The sequence below is a fragment of the Geobacter sp. 60473 genome, from assembly GCF_036323535.1.
GTDB lineage: Bacteria > Desulfobacterota > Desulfuromonadia > Geobacterales > Geobacteraceae > Geobacter > Geobacter sulfurreducens.
This window is the reverse complement of sequence record NZ_AP028967.1, coordinates 1,023,699-1,043,638: the sequence shown is the minus strand read 5'-3', so window position 1 is coordinate 1,043,638 and position 19,940 is coordinate 1,023,699. Positions and strand designations below refer to the sequence as shown.

The 19,940-nt window shown below is 51.7% G+C and carries 18 protein-coding genes; all 18 read right to left on the bottom strand.

The features are described from left to right. Position 1 precedes the first annotated feature (1 nt). Positions 2-1,351 (bottom strand): glycosyltransferase, encoded by a 1,350-nt coding sequence (locus AABA48_RS04675; RefSeq protein ID WP_286349857.1) that lies wholly within the window; start codon positions 1,349-1,351, stop codon positions 2-4. 71 nt (positions 1,352-1,422) lie between these two features. Further along, positions 1,423-2,484 carry a glycosyltransferase family 2 protein gene (locus tag AABA48_RS04670; RefSeq protein ID WP_286349858.1) on the bottom strand — a complete coding sequence of 354 codons (1,062 nt, stop codon included), beginning with the start codon at positions 2,482-2,484 and terminating at the stop codon, positions 1,423-1,425. Positions 2,485-2,515: 31 nt separating this feature from the next. Further along, the gene (locus AABA48_RS04665) at positions 2,516-3,568 is read right to left on the bottom strand and encodes a hypothetical protein (RefSeq protein ID WP_286349859.1); all 1,053 of its coding nucleotides are present in this window, start codon (positions 3,566-3,568) and stop codon (positions 2,516-2,518) included. A 3-nt stretch (positions 3,569-3,571) separates the two neighbouring features. After that, positions 3,572-4,837 (bottom strand): ABC transporter ATP-binding protein, encoded by a 1,266-nt coding sequence (locus tag AABA48_RS04660; RefSeq protein ID WP_286349860.1) that lies wholly within the window; start codon positions 4,835-4,837, stop codon positions 3,572-3,574. Positions 4,838-4,843: 6 nt separating this feature from the next. Continuing rightward, complete coding sequence (locus tag AABA48_RS04655; protein WP_286349861.1) at positions 4,844-5,695, bottom strand: ABC transporter permease; 852 nt, start codon at positions 5,693-5,695, stop codon at positions 4,844-4,846. 3 nt (positions 5,696-5,698) lie between these two features. Continuing rightward, positions 5,699-6,601, bottom strand: a complete 903-nt coding sequence (locus AABA48_RS04650) for a glycosyltransferase (protein ID WP_010942149.1) — start codon at positions 6,599-6,601, stop codon at positions 5,699-5,701. A 7-nt stretch (positions 6,602-6,608) separates the two neighbouring features. Further along, positions 6,609-7,463, bottom strand: coding sequence for a decaprenyl-phosphate phosphoribosyltransferase (locus AABA48_RS04645; protein WP_286349862.1), 855 nt, complete (start codon positions 7,461-7,463; stop codon positions 6,609-6,611). Then, positions 7,460-8,371: an ABC transporter ATP-binding protein gene (locus tag AABA48_RS04640; protein WP_010942147.1), complete on the bottom strand. Its 912-nt coding sequence runs from the start codon at positions 8,369-8,371 to the stop codon at positions 7,460-7,462. The genes AABA48_RS04645 and AABA48_RS04640 overlap by 4 nt, the downstream gene beginning before the upstream one ends. 13 nt (positions 8,372-8,384) lie before the next feature. After that, on the bottom strand, positions 8,385-9,239 hold the full coding sequence (locus AABA48_RS04635; RefSeq protein ID WP_286349863.1) for a hypothetical protein: 855 nt from the start codon (positions 9,237-9,239) through the stop codon (positions 8,385-8,387). After that, on the bottom strand, positions 9,239-10,030 hold the full coding sequence (locus tag AABA48_RS04630; RefSeq protein WP_286349864.1) for an ABC transporter permease: 792 nt from the start codon (positions 10,028-10,030) through the stop codon (positions 9,239-9,241). Before AABA48_RS04630 ends, AABA48_RS04635 begins: the two co-directional genes overlap by 1 nt. Continuing rightward, the gene (locus tag AABA48_RS04625; protein ID WP_286349865.1) at positions 10,027-11,775 is read right to left on the bottom strand and encodes a tetratricopeptide repeat protein; all 1,749 of its coding nucleotides are present in this window, start codon (positions 11,773-11,775) and stop codon (positions 10,027-10,029) included. Before AABA48_RS04625 ends, AABA48_RS04630 begins: the two co-directional genes overlap by 4 nt. Before the next feature lie 68 nt (positions 11,776-11,843). Beyond that, positions 11,844-12,218, bottom strand: a complete 375-nt coding sequence (locus AABA48_RS04620) for a hypothetical protein (protein ID WP_010942143.1) — start codon at positions 12,216-12,218, stop codon at positions 11,844-11,846. A 27-nt stretch (positions 12,219-12,245) separates the two neighbouring features. Further along, positions 12,246-12,461: a type IV pilin protein gene (locus tag AABA48_RS04615; RefSeq protein ID WP_049786599.1), complete on the bottom strand. Its 216-nt coding sequence runs from the start codon at positions 12,459-12,461 to the stop codon at positions 12,246-12,248. A gap of 219 nt (positions 12,462-12,680) precedes the next feature. After that, positions 12,681-14,057 carry a sigma-54-dependent transcriptional regulator gene (locus tag AABA48_RS04610; protein WP_286349866.1) on the bottom strand — a complete coding sequence of 459 codons (1,377 nt, stop codon included), beginning with the start codon at positions 14,055-14,057 and terminating at the stop codon, positions 12,681-12,683. Between the two features lie 18 nt (positions 14,058-14,075). After that, on the bottom strand, positions 14,076-15,743 hold the full coding sequence (locus AABA48_RS04605) for a two-component system sensor histidine kinase NtrB (protein ID WP_324310643.1): 1,668 nt from the start codon (positions 15,741-15,743) through the stop codon (positions 14,076-14,078). A 3-nt stretch (positions 15,744-15,746) separates the two neighbouring features. After that, the gene (locus AABA48_RS04600) at positions 15,747-16,964 is read right to left on the bottom strand and encodes a type II secretion system F family protein (protein WP_286349867.1); all 1,218 of its coding nucleotides are present in this window, start codon (positions 16,962-16,964) and stop codon (positions 15,747-15,749) included. Between the two features lie 36 nt (positions 16,965-17,000). After that, positions 17,001-18,098, bottom strand: a complete 1,098-nt coding sequence (locus AABA48_RS04595; RefSeq protein ID WP_286349868.1) for a type IV pilus twitching motility protein PilT — start codon at positions 18,096-18,098, stop codon at positions 17,001-17,003. A gap of 128 nt (positions 18,099-18,226) precedes the next feature. After that, positions 18,227-19,933 carry a type IV-A pilus assembly ATPase PilB gene (pilB, locus tag AABA48_RS04590; RefSeq protein WP_286349869.1) on the bottom strand — a complete coding sequence of 569 codons (1,707 nt, stop codon included), beginning with the start codon at positions 19,931-19,933 and terminating at the stop codon, positions 18,227-18,229. Positions 19,934-19,940: the final 7 nt, after the last annotated feature.

Here is a 19,940-nt window from a genome sequence, read left to right as displayed (position 1 = left end):
TCTAGGAGACATCATCCGCCTTCCTTTCCGACATTCTGCGTTTTAATATGTGTTGGTCGTATAAACACGAAAGTTCATTTGCATGCAGCGTCAGTTCTGTAATAAGGGAGGAGCGATTTTCGACTATCCAGCGATTGAGTGGGGGGATGCACGAGGGGGTCAAAATAATGGACTCCATGATATGTGCAAGCTCTTCAGGACTACAGCTGACATTCAACCAACCCGATTTTTGTGGAAAGGTATAGTCGGTTATTCCACCGCGCCGGCTGCCGATCACCGGGATGCCCTTAGCGAGGAATTCAGTCCCCACATAACCATAAACCTCCTCGCAGATGGACGGAACGATACCTACATGGGGAGATTCCAAAATTTTATCGAGATGGTTCCGTTGATAGAACCCTTTATAGGTCACCATTGGCATAGAGATAAGTTCGCTGTAAACAGATGAGTGAATACCTCCCCAGATCTCCATAACAAAACGGTCTCCAAAACCATTCTTGTGAAGTATTTTGAGAGCTTCCAACAGTACTTTTGCACCCTTAAAAATCGACGCGCAGCCGTTCAGCGTCGCAAACCTGATTGGTTCCCGAGGAGTATCGATGACTCTGGGATGTAATGTCGAGATATGGGCAAGAGAAGAATGAAGAATGACTATATCACTTCGACCGGTGCGCTCCGCATATATTTCCCGAGTCCGATGGGATTGGGCAATGAGTAAATCTACGGACCTCAACCGTTCGATATTTGAGATAAGTCGCTGAGAAAAGACTGAAGAGATGGTGTTGTACGTAGCTCGCGAATCAACTGAATTCTTGAATAGCCTTGCAATGCGCCGCCAGAGACTCCAAGCACGCCGCAACCACAATCGGCGCTCGAAATCAAGAGTTCGAGCTATGAGTTGCTCGGTATCGACCTGCTTGTTGAGGCACGCAGAACAGTTCGGCTTGACTTCATCCGTTTTACAGAAGGATTCATCCGGCGTGAAGAGATTGAGCGTGGGACAAAGCGGGAAGTAGTTGTGTAATGTCATGACAACCGGAAGGGAATACTCCCCACGAACGATATCGATGAGCGTAAAGGGAAGTCCCGCCAACTCCTGAATATGCACTACATCAGGTTGGAACTCTTCAATCGCTTCTCTGAAAAAATTCTCGGAAACCGGCTCGCCAAGTTCCGATTCGGGAGGAAAGGTTCCCTGATCGCCCAGATGCATAATAGGGGAATTGACGATTTCAAATAGAGATATAGCCCCACACTGCCGCCGACTACAACGAGGTGCGGTCAAAAACGGATAGCATCGTCCGGCAAAGAAGTAGCCTACATGATCTCCACGCAAAACCTGAAAATCCATGAGGTCTTCGGAGTACTCGATGAGTCCTCCCGCTCGCCATGGATGAAATCCCCAACCGACGTGTAGAATTCTCACAATTTAGCCCATGGCAATTTGTTGCATGTGGCACAACTCAATACGAGACGCATTTTCACTAGATTGGAGCTTTTGACTAAGTCACTCAAAGGAGAGTCAATATATTTTTTAATCATCCAGAAACCGAGTGATGTTGATCGCATACATAAATCTAGCCATCTATAGGCTAAGGCTTCACCAAGGGTAAGTTCTGGGTATACTTGGGTTCTTTGGTTCAGACTAAGAAGCCTCAATAGCCATTTTTCAGCATTTAAAACAAAATCTTTACTATTTTCATACTGTTTAACACATATTGCCTCATGCATAACCAGATCTGCAGATGTTAAACTGGATGTAAGCTTACTAAGCAGAAAATGTCGTACTTTTCTAGACGCTGCTGCCTGCTCTAAGATTTTTTTTTGTCCGATTTGACCTTGATGCCTTCTGTAATAGTATAAAAATGAGGGTAAATTTGCAAAAATAGTTACCTCTGAAAGCTTAGTCCACAAATCGTAGTCTTGAGCAACTTGCAGACTTTCATCATAATAAATACCATTATCTATCAATATACTCCGACGAAGCATGACTGATGGGTGGGCGAATGGAGATTCAAATAAGAGGGAGCATTTAATGTCTTCCGATTTCACCGCATACCGCCATTCCAAATTTTCTCCATCACCAAAAGTAGTTACCCATGTACCACAAACTCCTACATCCGAATGCCTATCCATGAAGTCGACTTGAGCAGCAAGACGATGAGAATGACTAATATCATCGGAATCCATGCGGGCTATATAGATACCTCTAGCCAAAGCAATGCCTTTATTGAGACTGGCGGCAAGGCCGATATTCTTGTTGTTACACACAAGACGAATTCTTCTGTCAACAAAACTGCTGATAACCTCTCTGCTGGAATCGGTTGAGCCGTCATCTATTATTAAAAATTCGAAATCTGAAAAGGTCTGACGCAGGATGCTGTTTATAGCCTCTTCAAGGAATTCAGCACCATTAAAAACCGACATCAATACGCTAACTTGAGGCATATCTGCAATACGTCCATTTTTTAAGAGCGATAACATAAAGTTGGTCCAGGCGCTAAAAGCCTTCTTGCTATCGGCCTACTATTACTCGAAGGCGATTGACAATCAGCCCCAGTAATCCTTTGGGGGTGGTAGGCCTAACATTTGAAGGATCGTTACATGAGGCAAACGTTATGGCTTCCCGTACGATGTCCAGAAAATTCTGTAAAATTTTTTCGATATGAAAATGGGCCCAGACTACTTGCTGAGTCGATGCGATAAAAGCGTTGCGCAAACTGGGATCACGTGATCGATCAATACATGTCCGCAAAGTTCCCTCATCATCGAATAACCATTGGTCTATCTCTGCAAGTCGCGACAGACGCAGGTAATCCGGGGTGCGACTGGCAATAACCGGAAGACCATGGACTATAGCAGTTATCATCTTATTCGCGCTTTTAGCATTAAATATTTCTGAACCATAGTGGCTAAGAAGACAAACGTCAAACTCTGAGAGCATATCCGAAAAATTCTCATATGACCAATCATGGAAATGACAGTCAGGATAGTTTTTGCGAATCCCTGCAGTAGCATTGGTAATAGCGTGAAATTCCACATCATTTATACAACAAAGCTCTTTAGCAAGGCTCATTGGATAGTTCTCAATGTTTCCAAACCAAACAATCTTCAGCGGAATCCTCTGCTCATGGAATTTACTCTTGGGTTGTTCTAGTTCATAATCAATAGGATTAGGCAAGTAAAAGATTTTTTCAGTAGGTACTCCAGTGAAAGTGTGACCCACTATTTTCTTCTGTTCATGGGTTGCTGTCGTTACTACATCTGCCAGCGAAATCAATAACTCTGAGTTTTGTTTGAATGTGGGACTGTCAGGAAAATCATCTATATCAAATATCAATACACCAGACTTCTGCTTACACTGGTAGGCTGCATCGATCGCGGCATCATCCGTTCTTTTCTGTATAAACAAGACATCGGTGAATTCGTCAAAACCAATATTACTAATAAAACCAAGCCGTTCTAGTCCATCCTGAAGTTTATAACAACGGAGACGCGAACTGGCTATAGTTCCATCACCCAACGGTAAAAATGAAATTTTTTTAGTTTTGAGGTCAGCGTACTCCATATTTCAGAAGCTCCAATCAGCCGGAAAAAAGACTAGGCCGTGCATCTTGGACGGAATCACCCCTGTCCCATATATATCCTTATCCACAATCTGGAATGTAGCAACACTTTCAATACAGCAGCTCTTTGTTGCTCCAGGGATCTCATAGTGAAGGTTAAGAGAATAGATTCCCGAAATAAGATTCAGAGTGCGGATGGTACAAGAAATAGCCCCAAATCTCTTAAGAGAGCGCTGAAAATCTGGAAGCTGCTGGTTGGGGCTGAGCACGCAAATTAAATTACCCCCTGAGTCCAAAATATGTATACCTATTTTCAAATAGTTAGTGTTTTTTTTCTGAGAATAGCTGAGAACAATCTGAAGGCTGGCACCCATCTTTACAACGGTGGCTGGCCGACCATCACAATAAAGTTCGATTCTTTCAGGAATGAAGAAATCATTCAGCATACTTGGATGCTGTCTAACCAAGTTTCTTCCTGCATCCAATGCATCTTGACAGAGTGAAAGATAACGCTCAACGACTTCAACGTTACTCCCCTGTGCTACAATGTTACCCGAATGAAGTAAAATCAAACGAGTACAAAAATTCCCCACTACACCCATGTTGTGACTTACGAAAAGTACAGTTCTTCCACTCTCAGCCACACTTTTCATTTTAATAAGACATTTAGCTTGGAACTGTGAATCCCCTACCGCCAGCACCTCATCAACAATTAGGATCTCTGGCTCCAGATGCGCCGCCACGGCGAAAGCCAGCCGCACGTACATCCCCGATGAGTAACGCTTGACCGGCGTATCGAGAAACTTCTCAATCTCCGCAAAAGCAACAATCTCATCAAACTTGCGGGCGATCTCCGCCCGGTTCATACCGAGTATGGCCCCGTTCAGAAAAATATTTTCCCGGCCGGTCAGTTCAGGGTGAAAACCGGTCCCCACCTCCAAAAGGCTCGCTATCCGTCCCCTGATCCTGACGCGCCCCTCTGTCGGCTCGGTAATACGGCTTAGTATCTTGAGCAACGTCGACTTCCCCGCACCGTTGCGGCCGATGATACCAATTCGATCACCCTGCTTCACCTCGAACGAAACATCCTTCAAAGCCCAAAACTCTTCGGCATGTGCGACCACTTGGCTCGTTCCGGGCGTAAACATCCGGCGGCAGAACGCACGCGCCCCATCGGCAAGCACGTCGCGCAGGGCCGTGTAGGGTTCCCTGCCCTGGTGGCTGATGAGGTATTTCTTACCGAGATTCTCGACCGAAATGACGTTGCTCATAGTCTTTCAGATAATATCGGCGAAGGCGCGTTCAGTTTGTCTGAAGTATCGAATGCCAAGCACGAGAAGCACAGCAGTGCCGGCGACCGCCAATGCAAGCCTGTCCCAGCTCAGTTTCTGCCCTTCACCAAGAATCGCCCAGCGAAACCCGTCGATCACGCCCACCATGGGATTCAGAGAATAGATCAGTCGCCAGCGCTCCGGCACCACTGAACTGCTGAACCCCACCGGCGAGATATACAGGCCGAACTGCACGATAAAGGGCACCACGTAGCGGAAATCGCGGTATTTGACATTGAGGGCAGCCAGCCACAAACCGCTCCCCAGAGCGCAGAGCAGCGCCAGCAGGAAGAACAGCGGCAGCGTCAGCATGCGCCAGTCAGGCCACACGCCATACCAACTCATGAGCAGGAAAAGCAGGACAAGCGAGATGATGAAATCCACGACGCAGACAATTATTGCGCTTGAGGGAACTATCAGTCGGGGGAAGTAGACCTTTGAAAGTAGGTTGCTGTTGACTACCAGCGAATTGCTGCATTCGGCGAGGGCTGTGGCAAAGAATTGCCAGGGGAGCATGGCAGCGAAAACCATGACCGGGTAGGGTGCACCCTGAGAGGGAAGACCGGCAAATGTCCCGAAGACAAGCGTAAAGACAACCATGGTTGCCAGAGGGCGCAGTACGCTCCATGCAATGCCGATGGCTGTCTGCTTGTACCGGACGAGAATGTCGCGCCACGCAAGAAAGTAAAACAACTCGCGATAGCGCCAGACATCGCTCCAGTAGCGGACTTCAGTCCGCCCCGCCTCGATAATGATCTCTTCTTGTGCCTGACTCCCTGTCCCTAGGTTCATCTGCATGACCTATCGATAGTTAAGGCTACCGCTGCGAAAGGGGGCCGTCAGCACACCCCACAGAAATCCGAGCCCAAAGCGACCCATTTCCCGGTACTTGCGTGATGGCGCCAGCACCAGCGGCAGATGACGTGAACAGTTGACCACCGCCAATAACCATGTAACCAACGGATAGCGTTTTCTGATCCCATAAAAAGAAGACCCCACCGCCATTGGTTTGCCGAGGTTCGTGACATAGAGCGGCGGATGCCGGTAGGCCAGTTGCGGTACGGCAGCGCAACGATTGCCGGCCGCATGGAAACGGATGACGAACTCAACATCCTCCTGGCCGATGAATGACGACATGAACCCGCCCAGAGAGGCAAGCACTGTGCGGCGATAGGCCGTACAACGGCTCGTCATGAAAAACGGGTCGTGAAAATCATAGCGGTCGTCCACAAAGGCGAAACTGGCCTCACCGTGGGGCATGATGGCCGAAACGCCGGGCTGCGCGTCAAAATAGGCCACCATCGTTTTCAGAAAATCGTCCTGCAGGATTATGGTGTCATCGTCGAGAAAAAGAATGAATTCTCCCCGCGATCGCTCAAGCCCGAAGTTTCTTGAGTACCCCATGAGGCCATACTGCTTGTCGAGGGGAGCATAGACAATGGGCAAGCGTGAGGAAAATTCCTCGGCCAGCGCCCTCCCCTCATCGCTGCCCCCGCGATCTTCGACCAAGATCACCTCAAAGGCCGACCGAGGGAAATCCTGCTGGGCAAGGGACCAGAGAATACCGGCAAGAACGTTCAGGCGCCCGTAGAAATTGATGATGCAGGACACCCTGATACCGTCCCGCGCCGGCGGCACATCGCAGTCACCGTGCAGGTCAAAGGGGAAAAGGCTGAAAAGGTTTTGTAGCAACGCAGTCCGCATTGAGTTCCTAGAAATAGAGACGCCAACCGATGATGGCAGCCCAGGCTAAGCTTACCAGCAGCAACGGGATATCTTTCAAGAGCGATTCGGTCGGATCCCCGCTCTGACCTGACTTGACTCTCAAAATATACCGTAAGAGCCCGAAACAGCAGAGCGGAACGGTGTAAAACAAATGACTCCGGGAAAGGGTGTACATGCTGTACGTGACAAGTACCGCCCCTCCCGTCAAATACATGGCTCCCTCCAAAAAACCGTCGGGGTAGCCGGCCAGACTCTTGCGATGGAGTCCTGCCCCGTCTCCCAGGTTGTGCTTCTCGGTAAGGCGTTTGCCGATGCTCAGGAAGAGCGCCAGGAGAAACACACTGAGGAAGAGCCAGCTCGATATCGGTACTGCAAAAGCCTCGCCACCGGCCTCAAGGCGGATGATGAAACCTGTTGCCACACAAAACACGTCAAGAAGGGGTATATCTTTGACCTTAAGGGAATAAATTGCCGTGACCAGGAGATAGAGCAGCAGGAACAACAAAAAGCGCGGGGACTGGGTTATTGCCGCTACCCCGATTCCTGCTAACACCAGAAAACCGGCAAGGGCAGTTGCCACGGCAGGACTCACTACACCAGAAGGCAGGGGACGGAACCGCTTCGTCGGATGGAGCCGGTCCTGCTCACTATCCATAATGTCATTGAGTATGTAGCCGGCGCTGGAGGCCAGACAAAAGGCACTGAAAGCAGGTATTCCCTTGACTGCGAATTCCGGGGTAAAGATTGTCCCGGAAAGGAAGGGAGGGAAAAAGAGCATTAGGTTCTTGAGCCATTGGAGAGGACGACAGATCCTTAGAAATGCTTGGAAGCTCACAATCATTCCGGCCCGTTAGACTCTTTAATGATGTCGAGAAAAAATCTCTCGAGATTTTTTCTGACAGGTTCTATGAGAGACACAGTACAACCTACCGTGGCCAAGGATGTCAGCTTGTCACCCAATCCGTCACGATCTACAGAAAGGATTAGAGTTTCTCCTTTGTCATTCTGGGCTGTTATTGTGTAGCCCGTCACTCCTTGTTCCAATATTCTGTCAACATGCTCGACGCTTTTCAAAACCCCACCGGAAATAATCCCGACGCGGTCGCAAATCTTTTCAACGTCATCAATAATATGAGTGCTGAAAAATACCGTTTTGCCCCGCCTCTTCAGGTCACTGATAATCTCCTTCACCAGCGAACGCCCCAAAGGGTCAAGTCCGCTCATGGGCTCATCCAGGATATACACATCAGGATCGTGAACGAGCACTTGGGCCAGACCAACGCGCTGGACCATTCCTTTACTATAGCTCCGGATTGGACGTTTGCGGGCATCCCAAAGCTCAAGCAGCTTAAGAACTTCCTCGCTCTTCCGAGTCAATTCGTCGGCCGGCATCTGGAATGCCGACCCAACAAAGCGTATATACTCCTCCGCAGAGAGGTAATCATAGAACGAGGGATTTTCGGGCAAATACCCGATGTTGCGCCGTGAAGCAATTGATGGGATGCTTTCTCCCATTATCGTAGCAGTTCCCTTTGTTGGACGCATGAGGCCCACAAGGCACTTAATAGTGGTGCTCTTCCCCGCGCCGTTCGGCCCAAGGAAACCAAAGACCTCGCCGAGCCCCACTGTCAGTGAAACATCTTTCAGCGCTTCAACTCGAACTCTCTTTTTACCGATATAGGTCTTAGAGATGCTGTCTATTGCAATAGCAGACGCACCTGCTGTCTCACCATTGATGAACGTACCCATGAAATTCCCCTCTTCAGTTATTCTGAACTCCTGCAAATGCAAATTTGCTGGTAGTGCTCACATCCCCGGTGGGCTCAAGGTAGAACTTGCCACCATAGGGATCTGCAGGGATTGATTTCAGGTATCCCTTCGCTAACATCTCCTCCACACTTGACGGAAGCCTGCCATGTTCGGCAATAAACCCGTCACGGGCTTTCTCGATCAACAAGACACGTCTAAACGCGGTGAGCCGAATACGAAATGACTCCTTGACCGCTTTATCCCGTGCCCCCTTCTCCATGGTCGTCAGATACGCGATTGCTATTTCAGTCTGACCTGATTGCTGCAGGTACCGCCCGGCCAGTTTCTTGAACAGAGGTTCACCGGACAGATCTCCGGCTCGCATGTACATTCTGGCGGCATTAGGGTAATCCTTAAGAAAAAATGCATAGTTAAACCCGGCAAAAAAAGGCAGATACCAGTCCCAAGTGCGGTACTTCATCCCGTATTCCAACAGATCATTGGCAAGACGATATTGCTTTACATCCCATACCAAAATTGCCTGAGCAAAGTAATATCCATCCATATTGTACGGGTCAAGCTTAAGAGCGGCATGGACAGTCCTCGACATGGCCTTGTAGTCGACGTCAGTCGTAACTTTCAGGTTGCCACCGCTCACCTTGCCGCCAAAATACATCATGACCTTCATAATGAGCGAAGCCCCAACAGACTGCTTCTGATCGGCAACAAGCACCTTGAGGGCATCGCTCGCCGGGAGGTATCCCAGTTTTTCCACAAAGGGACGCCCCCTCATGTGGTCGGTGAACGGCACCATGACAACGCCGTACAAACCAATGAGCAGCAGTAGTGCCAGCGCCTTCGTTTTCATCAGTTCATTTCCTTGCGGCTGAAGATCATGGAGGCGCAGAGGAGGACAATCGCTGTGTAAACGACAAAGTAAGCGCTCGTGATGGCAAGTCCCTGCAGGTCAAGAGGAACGGAATAAATGGCGTAAGTTTTCAAGTCAAAGGCTCTCAGATTTGGGAGAACGTAGTACAGGATCTTGGTCGTTAGCCTCATGATCTCTGGAAGCTGCTGTCCCCCGCCGGCCGCAATGTATTCATAGACCTGCTGACTGGCATTGCCGGCAAAATAGATGGCGATGGTTCCGAAGATAGGAAGAAAGAGCGAGGTGCTCACCGTCGAGAACAGGAAAGCGAACGCAACAAGAAGAAGTGCTTTCATGGCGTCGAATAGAACGCACAGCACGATGGCATCCCAGGCCACAGGCCGATCAGGCGTATGCGTGGTTGAGGAGACCATGATGACGGCGAGTGATGCACACAGCAGAATACCGCAGACTGTAGCAATAAAGCATGCTACCGCCGCATATTTCCCAAGCAGGTAACTGGTCCGGCTGACGGGAAGACTCAGAACGCTGAAAGTGTAGCGCCGTTCGATATCCTTCCACAGTTGAGTTCCGCCAAGAAAGATCGACAACACAACCAGCAGGAACGATATAAATGAAAGCGAAAGTGTTATTGATAATTCAGCCACCTGTCGCATGGACAGTGAGCTAAGGGAGGGGATAAAGAGTAAAAACAACGAGACTATACCTACTCCATGCAGCACTCTATCCCTTATAATACCTTTAACAGACAGTACGATTATTTGTTTCATATGGCAGCTCCACCAAGATTATCATGAGTTACTAATTTATCCAGCATTTTCCTGGCAGCTGGCCTATAAAGGCTGTCTCCCGGATGAGCCAGAAATAGCTCGAAATAACAACGTGCCTTGCGTTGATCACCAAGGATCAAATAGAGTTTAGCCGCATTATATAAACCTTCTCCGAAATTCTTATCCTTCTCATACGCGAGCAGATAATAGTTTGCAGCTTTTTGGTAGGCTTTCCGGGAGTTTTCGCTCTTAGTTCCGTGCCAAAGGAGATTCTGGATCAGCTTTATGTATAACTCTGTCGGTGTTTTGGAGAGTGAGATTGCGCGCAACATGGCATTCTCGTATTGAGAATGATCACCGCGCTCCTGATAAATAGTTGCCAGATTCTGCCATACAAAATATGTCTCATATTTCATGTCAAGAGCGCGCTTCAGGTTCTGTTCAGCCTCATCATACCGCCTTAGCTTTATTAGCTCTGCCGCATAACCGACGTAACTTCGGGGAAATTCGGGAGACTTTTCTATTGTCTCACGCCAGAAAACTTCTGAATTTGACCAAATTACTGCTCGCGAGAGGGTTGGAAACGCAAGAAGAAGTAATGCGATCACCGCAAAAGAGGCTAGCCTCTTAGGCAATTGAGTCACTGCCCATCCAGCAAACATCGCGAACCCAACCATGGGGAGATAGAGGTACCTCTCGGCATAGGGAGTCCACGCAAGTTTCCCATGTATTGCCATAATTGGTGGGATAATACACATGACCATAATGAGAATAGGTAAGCGAGTAATGGCAACTCGAAGGTAAAGACAGCTCAACGAAAAAATGCCGGCAAAGGCGATTACGGCAGATAACGGCCGATTAATCGACACTATGGCAAAATTAAGAGGAAATGGCCACAATAGCTTGCTGAAATAAAATCCCATTGCAACGATGCTTTCATATAACAACATGCTGATGCTCTTTGTTTTTCCCCCTTCAACTACTTTTGCGACACCGTTATCAACGGAAAAATCTATTCCAAATCTCAGAACAAGATAAACTGCGAGAGCACTTCCCATTGCAATCAGGACCAGAAACCGCCTGCTTCCCATACCAGAATTTTGCCCTGACCACAGAAAAAATGGAACTATTCCCAAAAGAGCAATTGAAGATTCTTTAGCCAGGAGAGAACAGAGAAAACAAATACTGATGGCTCCGGCAGTCAACAAGTGAGGAAAAGTAATCTTAGCGATGATAAGATTAAGGCTGAGTAAAAAAAAGAAGCAACAGAGCAAGTCGGTTCTTCCTGAAACCCACACCACAGATTCCGTATTGAGCGGGGAGAGACCGAAAATAAGAGCAGCCGCGAGAGAAGGCCATCTGGAATCGGTAACTTTGTTCAGATAAGCACGAGACAATACAAATACAAGGAACGTGTTAAAAAGATGCAATCCAACATTAAGAATGTGAGAGATAAGTGGATCCGCATCTCCCGCCTTGACATCCAGGAAGTAGGACAGTATGGTAATCGGTCTGAAATAGTCGCCACTTGCGCCGACAAAAAGAGACTTCAACGATATTTCAGAAGTCATGAATGTCTTGACGAGAGCAATATCGTCAAGACTCAAGAAACCAGATGTAAGAGCCGGCAAATACGCAAGTGTAACAACTATTCCGACAACTACGAGACTGACCCAATCCAACAAGTCATCACCAGATGTTGCACCGCGGTTTAAATCATTGATGGATTTTATCTTTTTATTCATAAAAGCTCATAATTGAAAAAGGGGGGCATAAACATGCCCCCCCTTTTTCAATCAGTTATCCGATATGACTACTGCGACTTCCACTCGGTACCAGAAAAATCAGACTTGCCTACGTCACCGGTTCCCAAGGCGGTAACATCGCTATCTGAAACTGCCTTACCTTTCCATGCATCATTTTCGATGTACCAGATGTTAGATGTATTATTGGTTGAGGTGAACACCCGGTTACCAGAAGAGTTTTTGGTATTGACAGCATAATCGGTATTGACAGTTCCCGCGGTAGAAGTTGCACCGTTCGTAGTGAAGTAGGAAACACTCACGTTAGTAGAAGGTTTGAAAGTAAAGTCCTTGCCACCCATCGTTGTTGTAGGAATTTTCCCGGCGGCAATGGCTATTCCCTGCATTGCGAGCAACATAGCAACTATAGTAATGATCTTTTTCATGGTTTCCTCCAGTATGTATTTAATCAATTAACTTTCGGGCGGATAGGTTTGATCATCAGCAAATGCGGACTCAAGAGCAGTCTTCAGGTTTCTCAAGTCGCTTGACGCCGCGCTGTTGTACGCCTTGACACGATACGCCGAGAACTGCGGAATCGCAATTGCAGCGAGAATACCGATGATCGCAACGACGATCAGCAGCTCGATGAGGGTGAAACCTTTCCTGTTTCTGAGTTTCTGAAGCATAAGTGTCTCCTTTCTTCTTTTTGCTGCTTGTGTTGGGGTATGGGGGTAATTGGCCAATTATCCGTTTAATCCTTAAACGTTATCGTGAACATAGCAAAAGCCGAACCAACTTATACATGGCTATAATTTCAGCGTTTTACACAACGCAACCGCTTCAACCTGCCACTTCACCACCTATTTCGTCACTTGTGTCTGACGATTTTCGTCACTGGCTCCTCTTCACTCCTCATCCATGCCGAATTTTGCCAAGCGATAACGGAAAGACCGGAACGTTAGCTTCAAAAGTTCGGCCGCTTTCTTTTTCACACCTCCGCTGCGTTCCAACGCCTGAAGCAGAATTCGCTTTTCAATGCCGTCCAGGTAGGCTTCGAGATCCATGCCCTCTTCCGGTAGTTCACACTCGGTGACCGCGCCACATTCAGGCCGCTTGCCCGCGTGGAGCTGCGGCGGGAGACATTCTTCCGAAATCTCGCGATTACCGAGCACAGAGCAGCGTTCGACCAGGTTCTCCAGTTCGCGGACGTTGCCCGGAAAGCCGTATGACATGAGGAGCTTCAGTGCCCCCTGGGTTATGATGCGGTCACTGTAGGGGGGCTGGACGTACTTTTTGTAAAAGTGCTCAACCAGGATGGGGATATCATCTCCACGCTCACGGAGTGGGGGCATTTTGACCTGTACCACGTTGAGGCGATAAAAGAGATCTTCCCGGAAACTCCCCTCCTTCACCTGCTCTTCCAAATCGCGATTGGAGGCGGCCACCAGCCGCACGTCGGCCTTCTGGTCAAGGGTTCCCCCTACCCTGCGGAATTCTTTTTCTTGGATGGCCCGCAAGAGTTTGGCCTGAAGCTGGAGCGGCACTTCTCCGATTTCGTCCAGGAACAGGGTACCACCCTCGGCCTGCTCGAAGAGACCCGCCCGGTCACCAACGGCGCCGGTGAACGCCCCCTTTTTGTGACCGAAGAATTCGCTCTCCATGAGGGTTTCGGGAATGGCGCCGCAGTTGACCGCCACAAAGGGTTTTCCCTTGCGTTGGCTGTTGTAGTGGATGGCGCGGGCCACCAGTTCCTTGCCGGTGCCGCTCTCACCGAGAATGAGAACATTCGCGGTGCTCGGCGCCACCTTTTCGATCAGGGAGTAGACCTCACGCATCTTCTTGCTCTTGCCGATCAGGCCACTGAAGCTGTACCGCTCCTGCACCTCCTGGCGAAGCCGCAGGTTCTCCCTCTTGAGATCTCTCTTTTCCAGGGCGTTACGGGCGAGGATCTTGACCTCTTCTACCTTGAAGGGCTTGGCGATGTAGTCGTACGCCCCGAGCTTCATGGCCTCCACGGCCTGCTCGGCAGTGGAAAAGGCGGTCATGAGGAGGACGGCCGTGTCGGGCGTCATTTCCTTGATGTGGCCCAGGAGGGTAATGCCATCGAGCCCCGGCATCTTTACGTCGGAGATGACCAGATCATACGTCTTGCGTTCAAGACAGACCAACGCCTCTTCGGCGCTGGCGGCCTGGTCAACGGTATAGCCCTCCCGGTCGAGCAGGATGGCGAGGAATTCGCGCATGCTCAGCTCATCGTCCACTACGAGAACATGAATTTCCATGATAGTTCCTTCCGGCGGTTACTGACTGATTGCCGACTCTCCGCTGGATGGGGGAGTCGGCAGAAAGATGACGAACATAGAGCCTTTACCCGGCGTGCTCTCAACAGCAATCCTGCCGCCGTGGGCCTCCACAATCCGGTGAACGGTTGCGAGACCGAGGCCGGTACCGGTGGACTTGGTGGTGAAAAACGGTTCGAAAATACGGGCTACGGTGGCTTCGTCCATGCCGAGGCCGGTGTCGGCAACCGAAATGCGATAGGTGATGCGCCGCTGCCCGCCGCCGCGAATCTCGTCGGATTGGCCGGCCTTCACCGTGATAGTCCCGCCATCGGGCATGGCCCCTGCGGCATTGCCCATCAGGTTCCAGAGAACCTGACGGAACTGGTCCGGGTCCAGCAACGGCCTGAAATTACTGTCAACCCGGTTGTCGATCACAACGCCCTCGAACTGCTCGTCGGACGTAACGAGCGCTGCCAGTTCCGCCACGAGTGATTGGAAATCAACCGGCCGCGGCTCGGGCTGGTTGGGGCGGGCATAGGCGAGAAAATCGCTGATCAGGTCGTTGAGCCGGTCCGTTTCCCTCAGGACGATGTCGAAGAGGCGCCGGTCGGGGTCGGACACGGCTCCCCCCTGGGCAATGAGCTGGGTCGACCCGCTGATGGCGGCGAGAGGGTTGCGGATCTCGTGGGCAATCCGGGCGGAAAGCTCGCCAATGGCTGCCAGCCGGTCAGACTTCTTGAGGCTTTCCTCCATCCTCCTGACCTGGGTTACATCCTGAAAATTGAGCAGGATACCGGCTGCGTCGCTGTCTTTCAACATGAGCGGCACGCTGCTGAAGCCGATGGTAAGCTTCCTTCCCATCTTGGCAATGAACTCGAACTCACCTCTTTTGACGTTGGCAAGCACATCCGCGTAGACACGAAATCCCGGCAACACGTCGAACAGGTGGCAGTCATAGGCCTCGGCAAGGCCGATGCCGGTAAGGGCCTCGGCGTACCGGTTGAAGACCCGGATCCTCCCATCGCCCGTGACGGTAATGAGTCCGCTGTTCAGATTCGAGACAATAGTGCTGTTGAGACGTTCGAGCTCGTCATAGTCGATGGCCTTTTGTTCAAGCTCGGTTTCGCTGCGACGCGCCCGTTCCGCCAGGTAGCCGGTGAGGAGCGCGGTGGAGCAAAAGGCGATGATATTCAGAAAAATCGTATAAAAAATGTACGTAGTGCCCAGTTTCTGCGCCGGCACGGGGCTGAGCCCCAGGTCAACCAGCCTGCCGAAATACTGCAGGTCCATAATGGCGCCATAAATGATGGCGCAGAGGGATGCCGTATAGAGGGCTTCCCGGCGGGCGAGCAGCACGCTGGCGCTGGTTATGGCGAGCAGATACAGGAAGGAAAAGGGGCTCGTGACGCCGCCGGTAAAAAGGATCAGCAGTGTCACGAAGAGGATGTCCCAGATGATCTGGAAATAGGTAACGGTCTGATCGTAGCGCGCGGTAACCCTGAGGAAAAGAAGGGACACTATCGAGAAGCCGTAGGTGGCCACTACGATCTTCGTTATCCCCTCGAGGGCATGCACACCCAAGGGGCCGGTCCCCTTCATTCTCAGGATGATGGTGGACACCAGAAACAGTGACACCACAATCATCCGGGCGAGGATGAACCAGACAACGCGCCGGCTTTCCTTCATCATTTAGCCGCCGACAGTTCCCGCAAGCTTAAAGATCGGCAGGTACATGGCAATGACGAGACCGCCGACAGTGGTGCCGAGAAATACCATCAGCATCGGCTCCATCAGGGCGGTCATGGCACTCACGGCCTCGTCCACTTCATCATCGTAGAAATCGGCGATCTTGCTCAACATGGCATCCATGGCACCGGTGGCCTCGCCCACGGAGATCATCTGCACGACCATGGGGGGGAAGACGCCGCACTCCTGGAGCGGCTCGGCCATGGTCTTACCCTCCGAGATGGCCTGCCGGACCTTGTACACCGCCTCCTCCACCACCTTGTTGCCGGCGGTCTTGGCAACGATCTCGAGCCCGTCCATGATCGGCACCCCACTGGAGATAAGAGTCCCCAGGGTCCGGGTAAACCGGGCGACAGACACCTTCTTGATGATTGGTCCGGCAATGGGTGCTTTGAGGGCAAAGGCGTCTATTTTCTTTCTGCCGCCGGTTGTGGCGTAATACTTTTTGAATCCGACGATAAGGGCAAAAATAAGGCCGATAATCAGGAGAATGTATTTAACAATGAAATTACTGAGATTGATGACGAACTTGGTCGGCCCAGGCAGTTCTCCGCCGAACTCCTGGAACATCTTGGCAAAAGTCGGAATGACGAATACCAGAATGACGCCGACGACGATGACGGCAATTGCCATGATCGTTGTCGGATAGACCATGGCCCCCTTGACCTGTTTCTTGAGTTTCATCGCCTTTTCGATATAGGCGGCAAGACGGTTCAGGATTGTGTCGAGGATGCCGCCGACCTCGCCGGCAGCCACCAGGTTCACATAGAGCTGGTCAAAGACCTTGGGATGCTTGGACAGCGCATCGGCAAAGGTTGAGCCCCCTTCAACCGATTCCTTGACCTTGATGAGAACATCCTTGAAGGTTTTGTTTTCCTGCTGGCTGGAGAGGATGTCAAGGCATTGCACCAAAGGCAGGCCGGAGTCGATCATGGTGGCGAACTGCCGCGTGAACACCACGAGATCCTTGGTTTCCACCTTGGGGGCAAAGCCGGGAAGCTTGATCTCCATGGAGAGGCCTTTTCCCTCTTCCTTTATGGAAATGCTGCCGAACCCGTATTTTTTGAGCTGGGCCTCCACGGCGGCTGCGCTGGCCGCCTCCATGACCCCCTTCTGAACGGTGCCGGTCCTGCTTCTTGCTTCCCAGTTGAACTTGGGCATCTTTCTCCTCCTGTGTACAGATCGATCCGACGGCGGTTACCTCATCTGAGGGCGCTGACCCGGTGGCCGCTGGGCGCTGGCCAGCATCTGCTTGAGTTCGTCGGGATCGGACGAACGGGCCATGGCCACATCAAGCGAAATCCGTCTCTTCTGCAACAGACTGAACAGCGACTGGTTCATGGTCTGCATGCCGAACTTCTCCTGCCCCACCTGCATCTGGGAATAGATCTGGTGGATCTTGTCCTCGCGGATCAGGTTACGGATGGCCGGATTGGGCACCATCACCTCCAGGGCCAGCACCCTCCCCTTGCCCGACACGTTCGGCAGCAGGGTCTGGGACATGACCCCTTCCAGGACGAAAGAAAGCTGGGCGCGGACCTGGGGCTGCTGGTAGGGGGGGAATACGTCCACGATCCGGTTGATGGTCTGCACCGCCGAGTTTGTGTGGAGCGTGGCGAGACAGAGGTGACCGGTCTCGGCAAGGGTCAGGGCCGCCTCGATGGTCTCCAGATCCCGGAGCTCCCCCACGAGGACCACGTCCGGATCCTGACGCAGGATGTATTTCAGGGCGTTCTTGAAGCTTTTCGTATCGGCTCCCACCTCGCGCTGGTTCACCACGCAACTTTTGTGAGGGTGCAGGTACTCGATGGGATCCTCAATAGTTACGATATGATCGTGCCGCTCGGTGTTGATCTTGTCGATGATGGCGGCCAGGGTGGTCGACTTGCCGCTGCCGGTGGGACCGGTAACGAGGATCAGCCCTCGCGGTTTCTCCGCCAGTTCTTTCACCACCGCCGGCAGACCCAGCTCTTCAAAAGTGAGAATCTTGTAGGGAATCACCCGGAACACGCCGGCAACTGCGCCCCGCTGGATGAACACGTTCCCCCGGAAACGGGAAAGCCCCTTGATGCCGAAAGAAAGGTCGAGTTCGTTGGTTTCCTCGAATTTGTGCTTCTGCTGTTCGGTAAGGATGCTGTAGCAGAGCTGCTTGGTGTCCACCGCATTGAGCGGCGGCATCTCTAGGGGGATCAACTGGCCGTCGATCCGGATCTGCGGAGGCGAGTTGGTGGTGATGTGAAGGTCCGAGCCCCCGCGATTGACGAGTTCCGTGAGGAGTTGGTGCATGTTGGCCATTATTGATGTTCTCCGTTACAAAATGTCAGATCTTAGATGAGCGGGATTGAGGCTCCGGGGCTTACGGAGAGTACGCTGAGGAAGCCGTGATAGAGCCACGCCGTGATCGCTCACATATGGCATTTTGTTTAGTCGTCGGCCACGGTAACCCGTAGCACCTCCTCAAAGGAGGTAACCCCCTCCTTGAGTTTGGTCAGGCCCGATTGGCGCATGGTCTTGATGCCCAGGCGCATGGATTCGCGTTTGATTTCGGCCGTGTTGGCGCCGTTGAGAATCAGCTCCCTGATTTCCTCCAGCATGGGCATTACCTGATAGAAGCCGACGCGCCCCTTGTAGCCGGTGTTGTTGCACTTGGCACAACCGGAGCCGCGATAGCAGACGTATTCAGGAGCTTCCTCGGGAGGGACGCCTGCATCGATCAGGGCCTGGATCGGAATCTCCTCCACGGCCTTGCACTCGGAGCAGACCCTCCGGGCAAGACGCTGTGCGGTAATCAGGTTCACCGCCGAGGCAACAAGAAACGGCTCGACCCCCATGTTCAGCAACCGGTTGATGGTGGCCGGGGCATCGTTGGTGTGGAGGGTCGAGAGAACCAGGTGACCGGTAAGAGCGGCCTTGATGGCGATCTCGGCCGTCTCGAAGTCCCGGATCTCTCCGATCATGATGATGTCCGGATCCTGGCGCAGGAACGAGCGGAGCGCGGCGGCAAAGGTAAGACCGATATCTTCGTGCATCTGCACCTGGTTGATGCCGGCGAAGTTGAACTCCACCGGGTCTTCAGCCGTGGAGATGTTCTCGGTAGTCTTGTTGAGCTCGGAAAGCGCCGAGTAGAGAGAAACCGTCTTGCCGCTCCCCGTGGGTCCGGTCACCAGCACCATGCCGAAGGGCTTGTGAATCGCCTCCTTGAAGTAGCTCAGGGCCGTGGACTCGTAGCCCAGCTTGGTCATATCGAGCTGGAGGTTCGACTTGTCCAGGAGTCGCAGAACCACCTTCTCGCCGAACAGGGTCGGCAGGACCGACACCCGGTAGTCCATGTCCTGCCCGCCACCCATTTTGATCTTGATGCGGCCGTCCTGGGGAAGCCGCCGTTCGGCGATATCCAGATCGGCCATGATCTTGATCCGCGACGTAATGGCGTTCTTCAGCTTCAGGGGGGGCTTCATGACTTCGTAAAGGACGCCGTCGATCCGGTAGCGCACCCGGAAGGTCCGCTCGTAGGGCTCGATATGGATATCGCTTGCCTTCTTCTTGATGGCGTCGGTGAGGATCAGGTTAACGAGCTTGACGACCGGTGCATCCTCGGTGGCCCGTTCGAGGGAGGAGACGTCCACTTCGTCATCCTCGCCGACAACCTCCAGGTCGTCCATCTCCAGGTCGTTCATGACATCCGCCAGGGAGGCGGACTGATCATAGTACTTGTCTATGGCGGCCTTGATGGACGACTCGGAAGCGACGACCACCTCAACGTTGTAGCCGGTCATGAACTTGATGTCGTCGATAGCGAAGATGTTCGACGGATCAGCCATGGCAATGATCAGGGTCGAGCCGGCCCTGTTCACCGGGACGATCTGGTACTTCTGGGCAACGTCGGCGGGGATGATCTTGACCACCGCCATGTCGGCTTCGAATTCACTCAGATTAATGGAGGGGACACCATACTGCTTGGAGAGGAACGTGGTGAGATCGGGCTCGGCGACAAGGCCGTTCTTGACGAGGATGGAGCCAAGGCGCTGTTGGCCGCCGGAGGTTCGCTGCTCGTCCAGTGCCTTGACAAGTTGTTCCTTGGTGATGATGTTATTTCGAACCAGGAGTTCTCCCAGTCTGCTAGCCTGCATACACTCT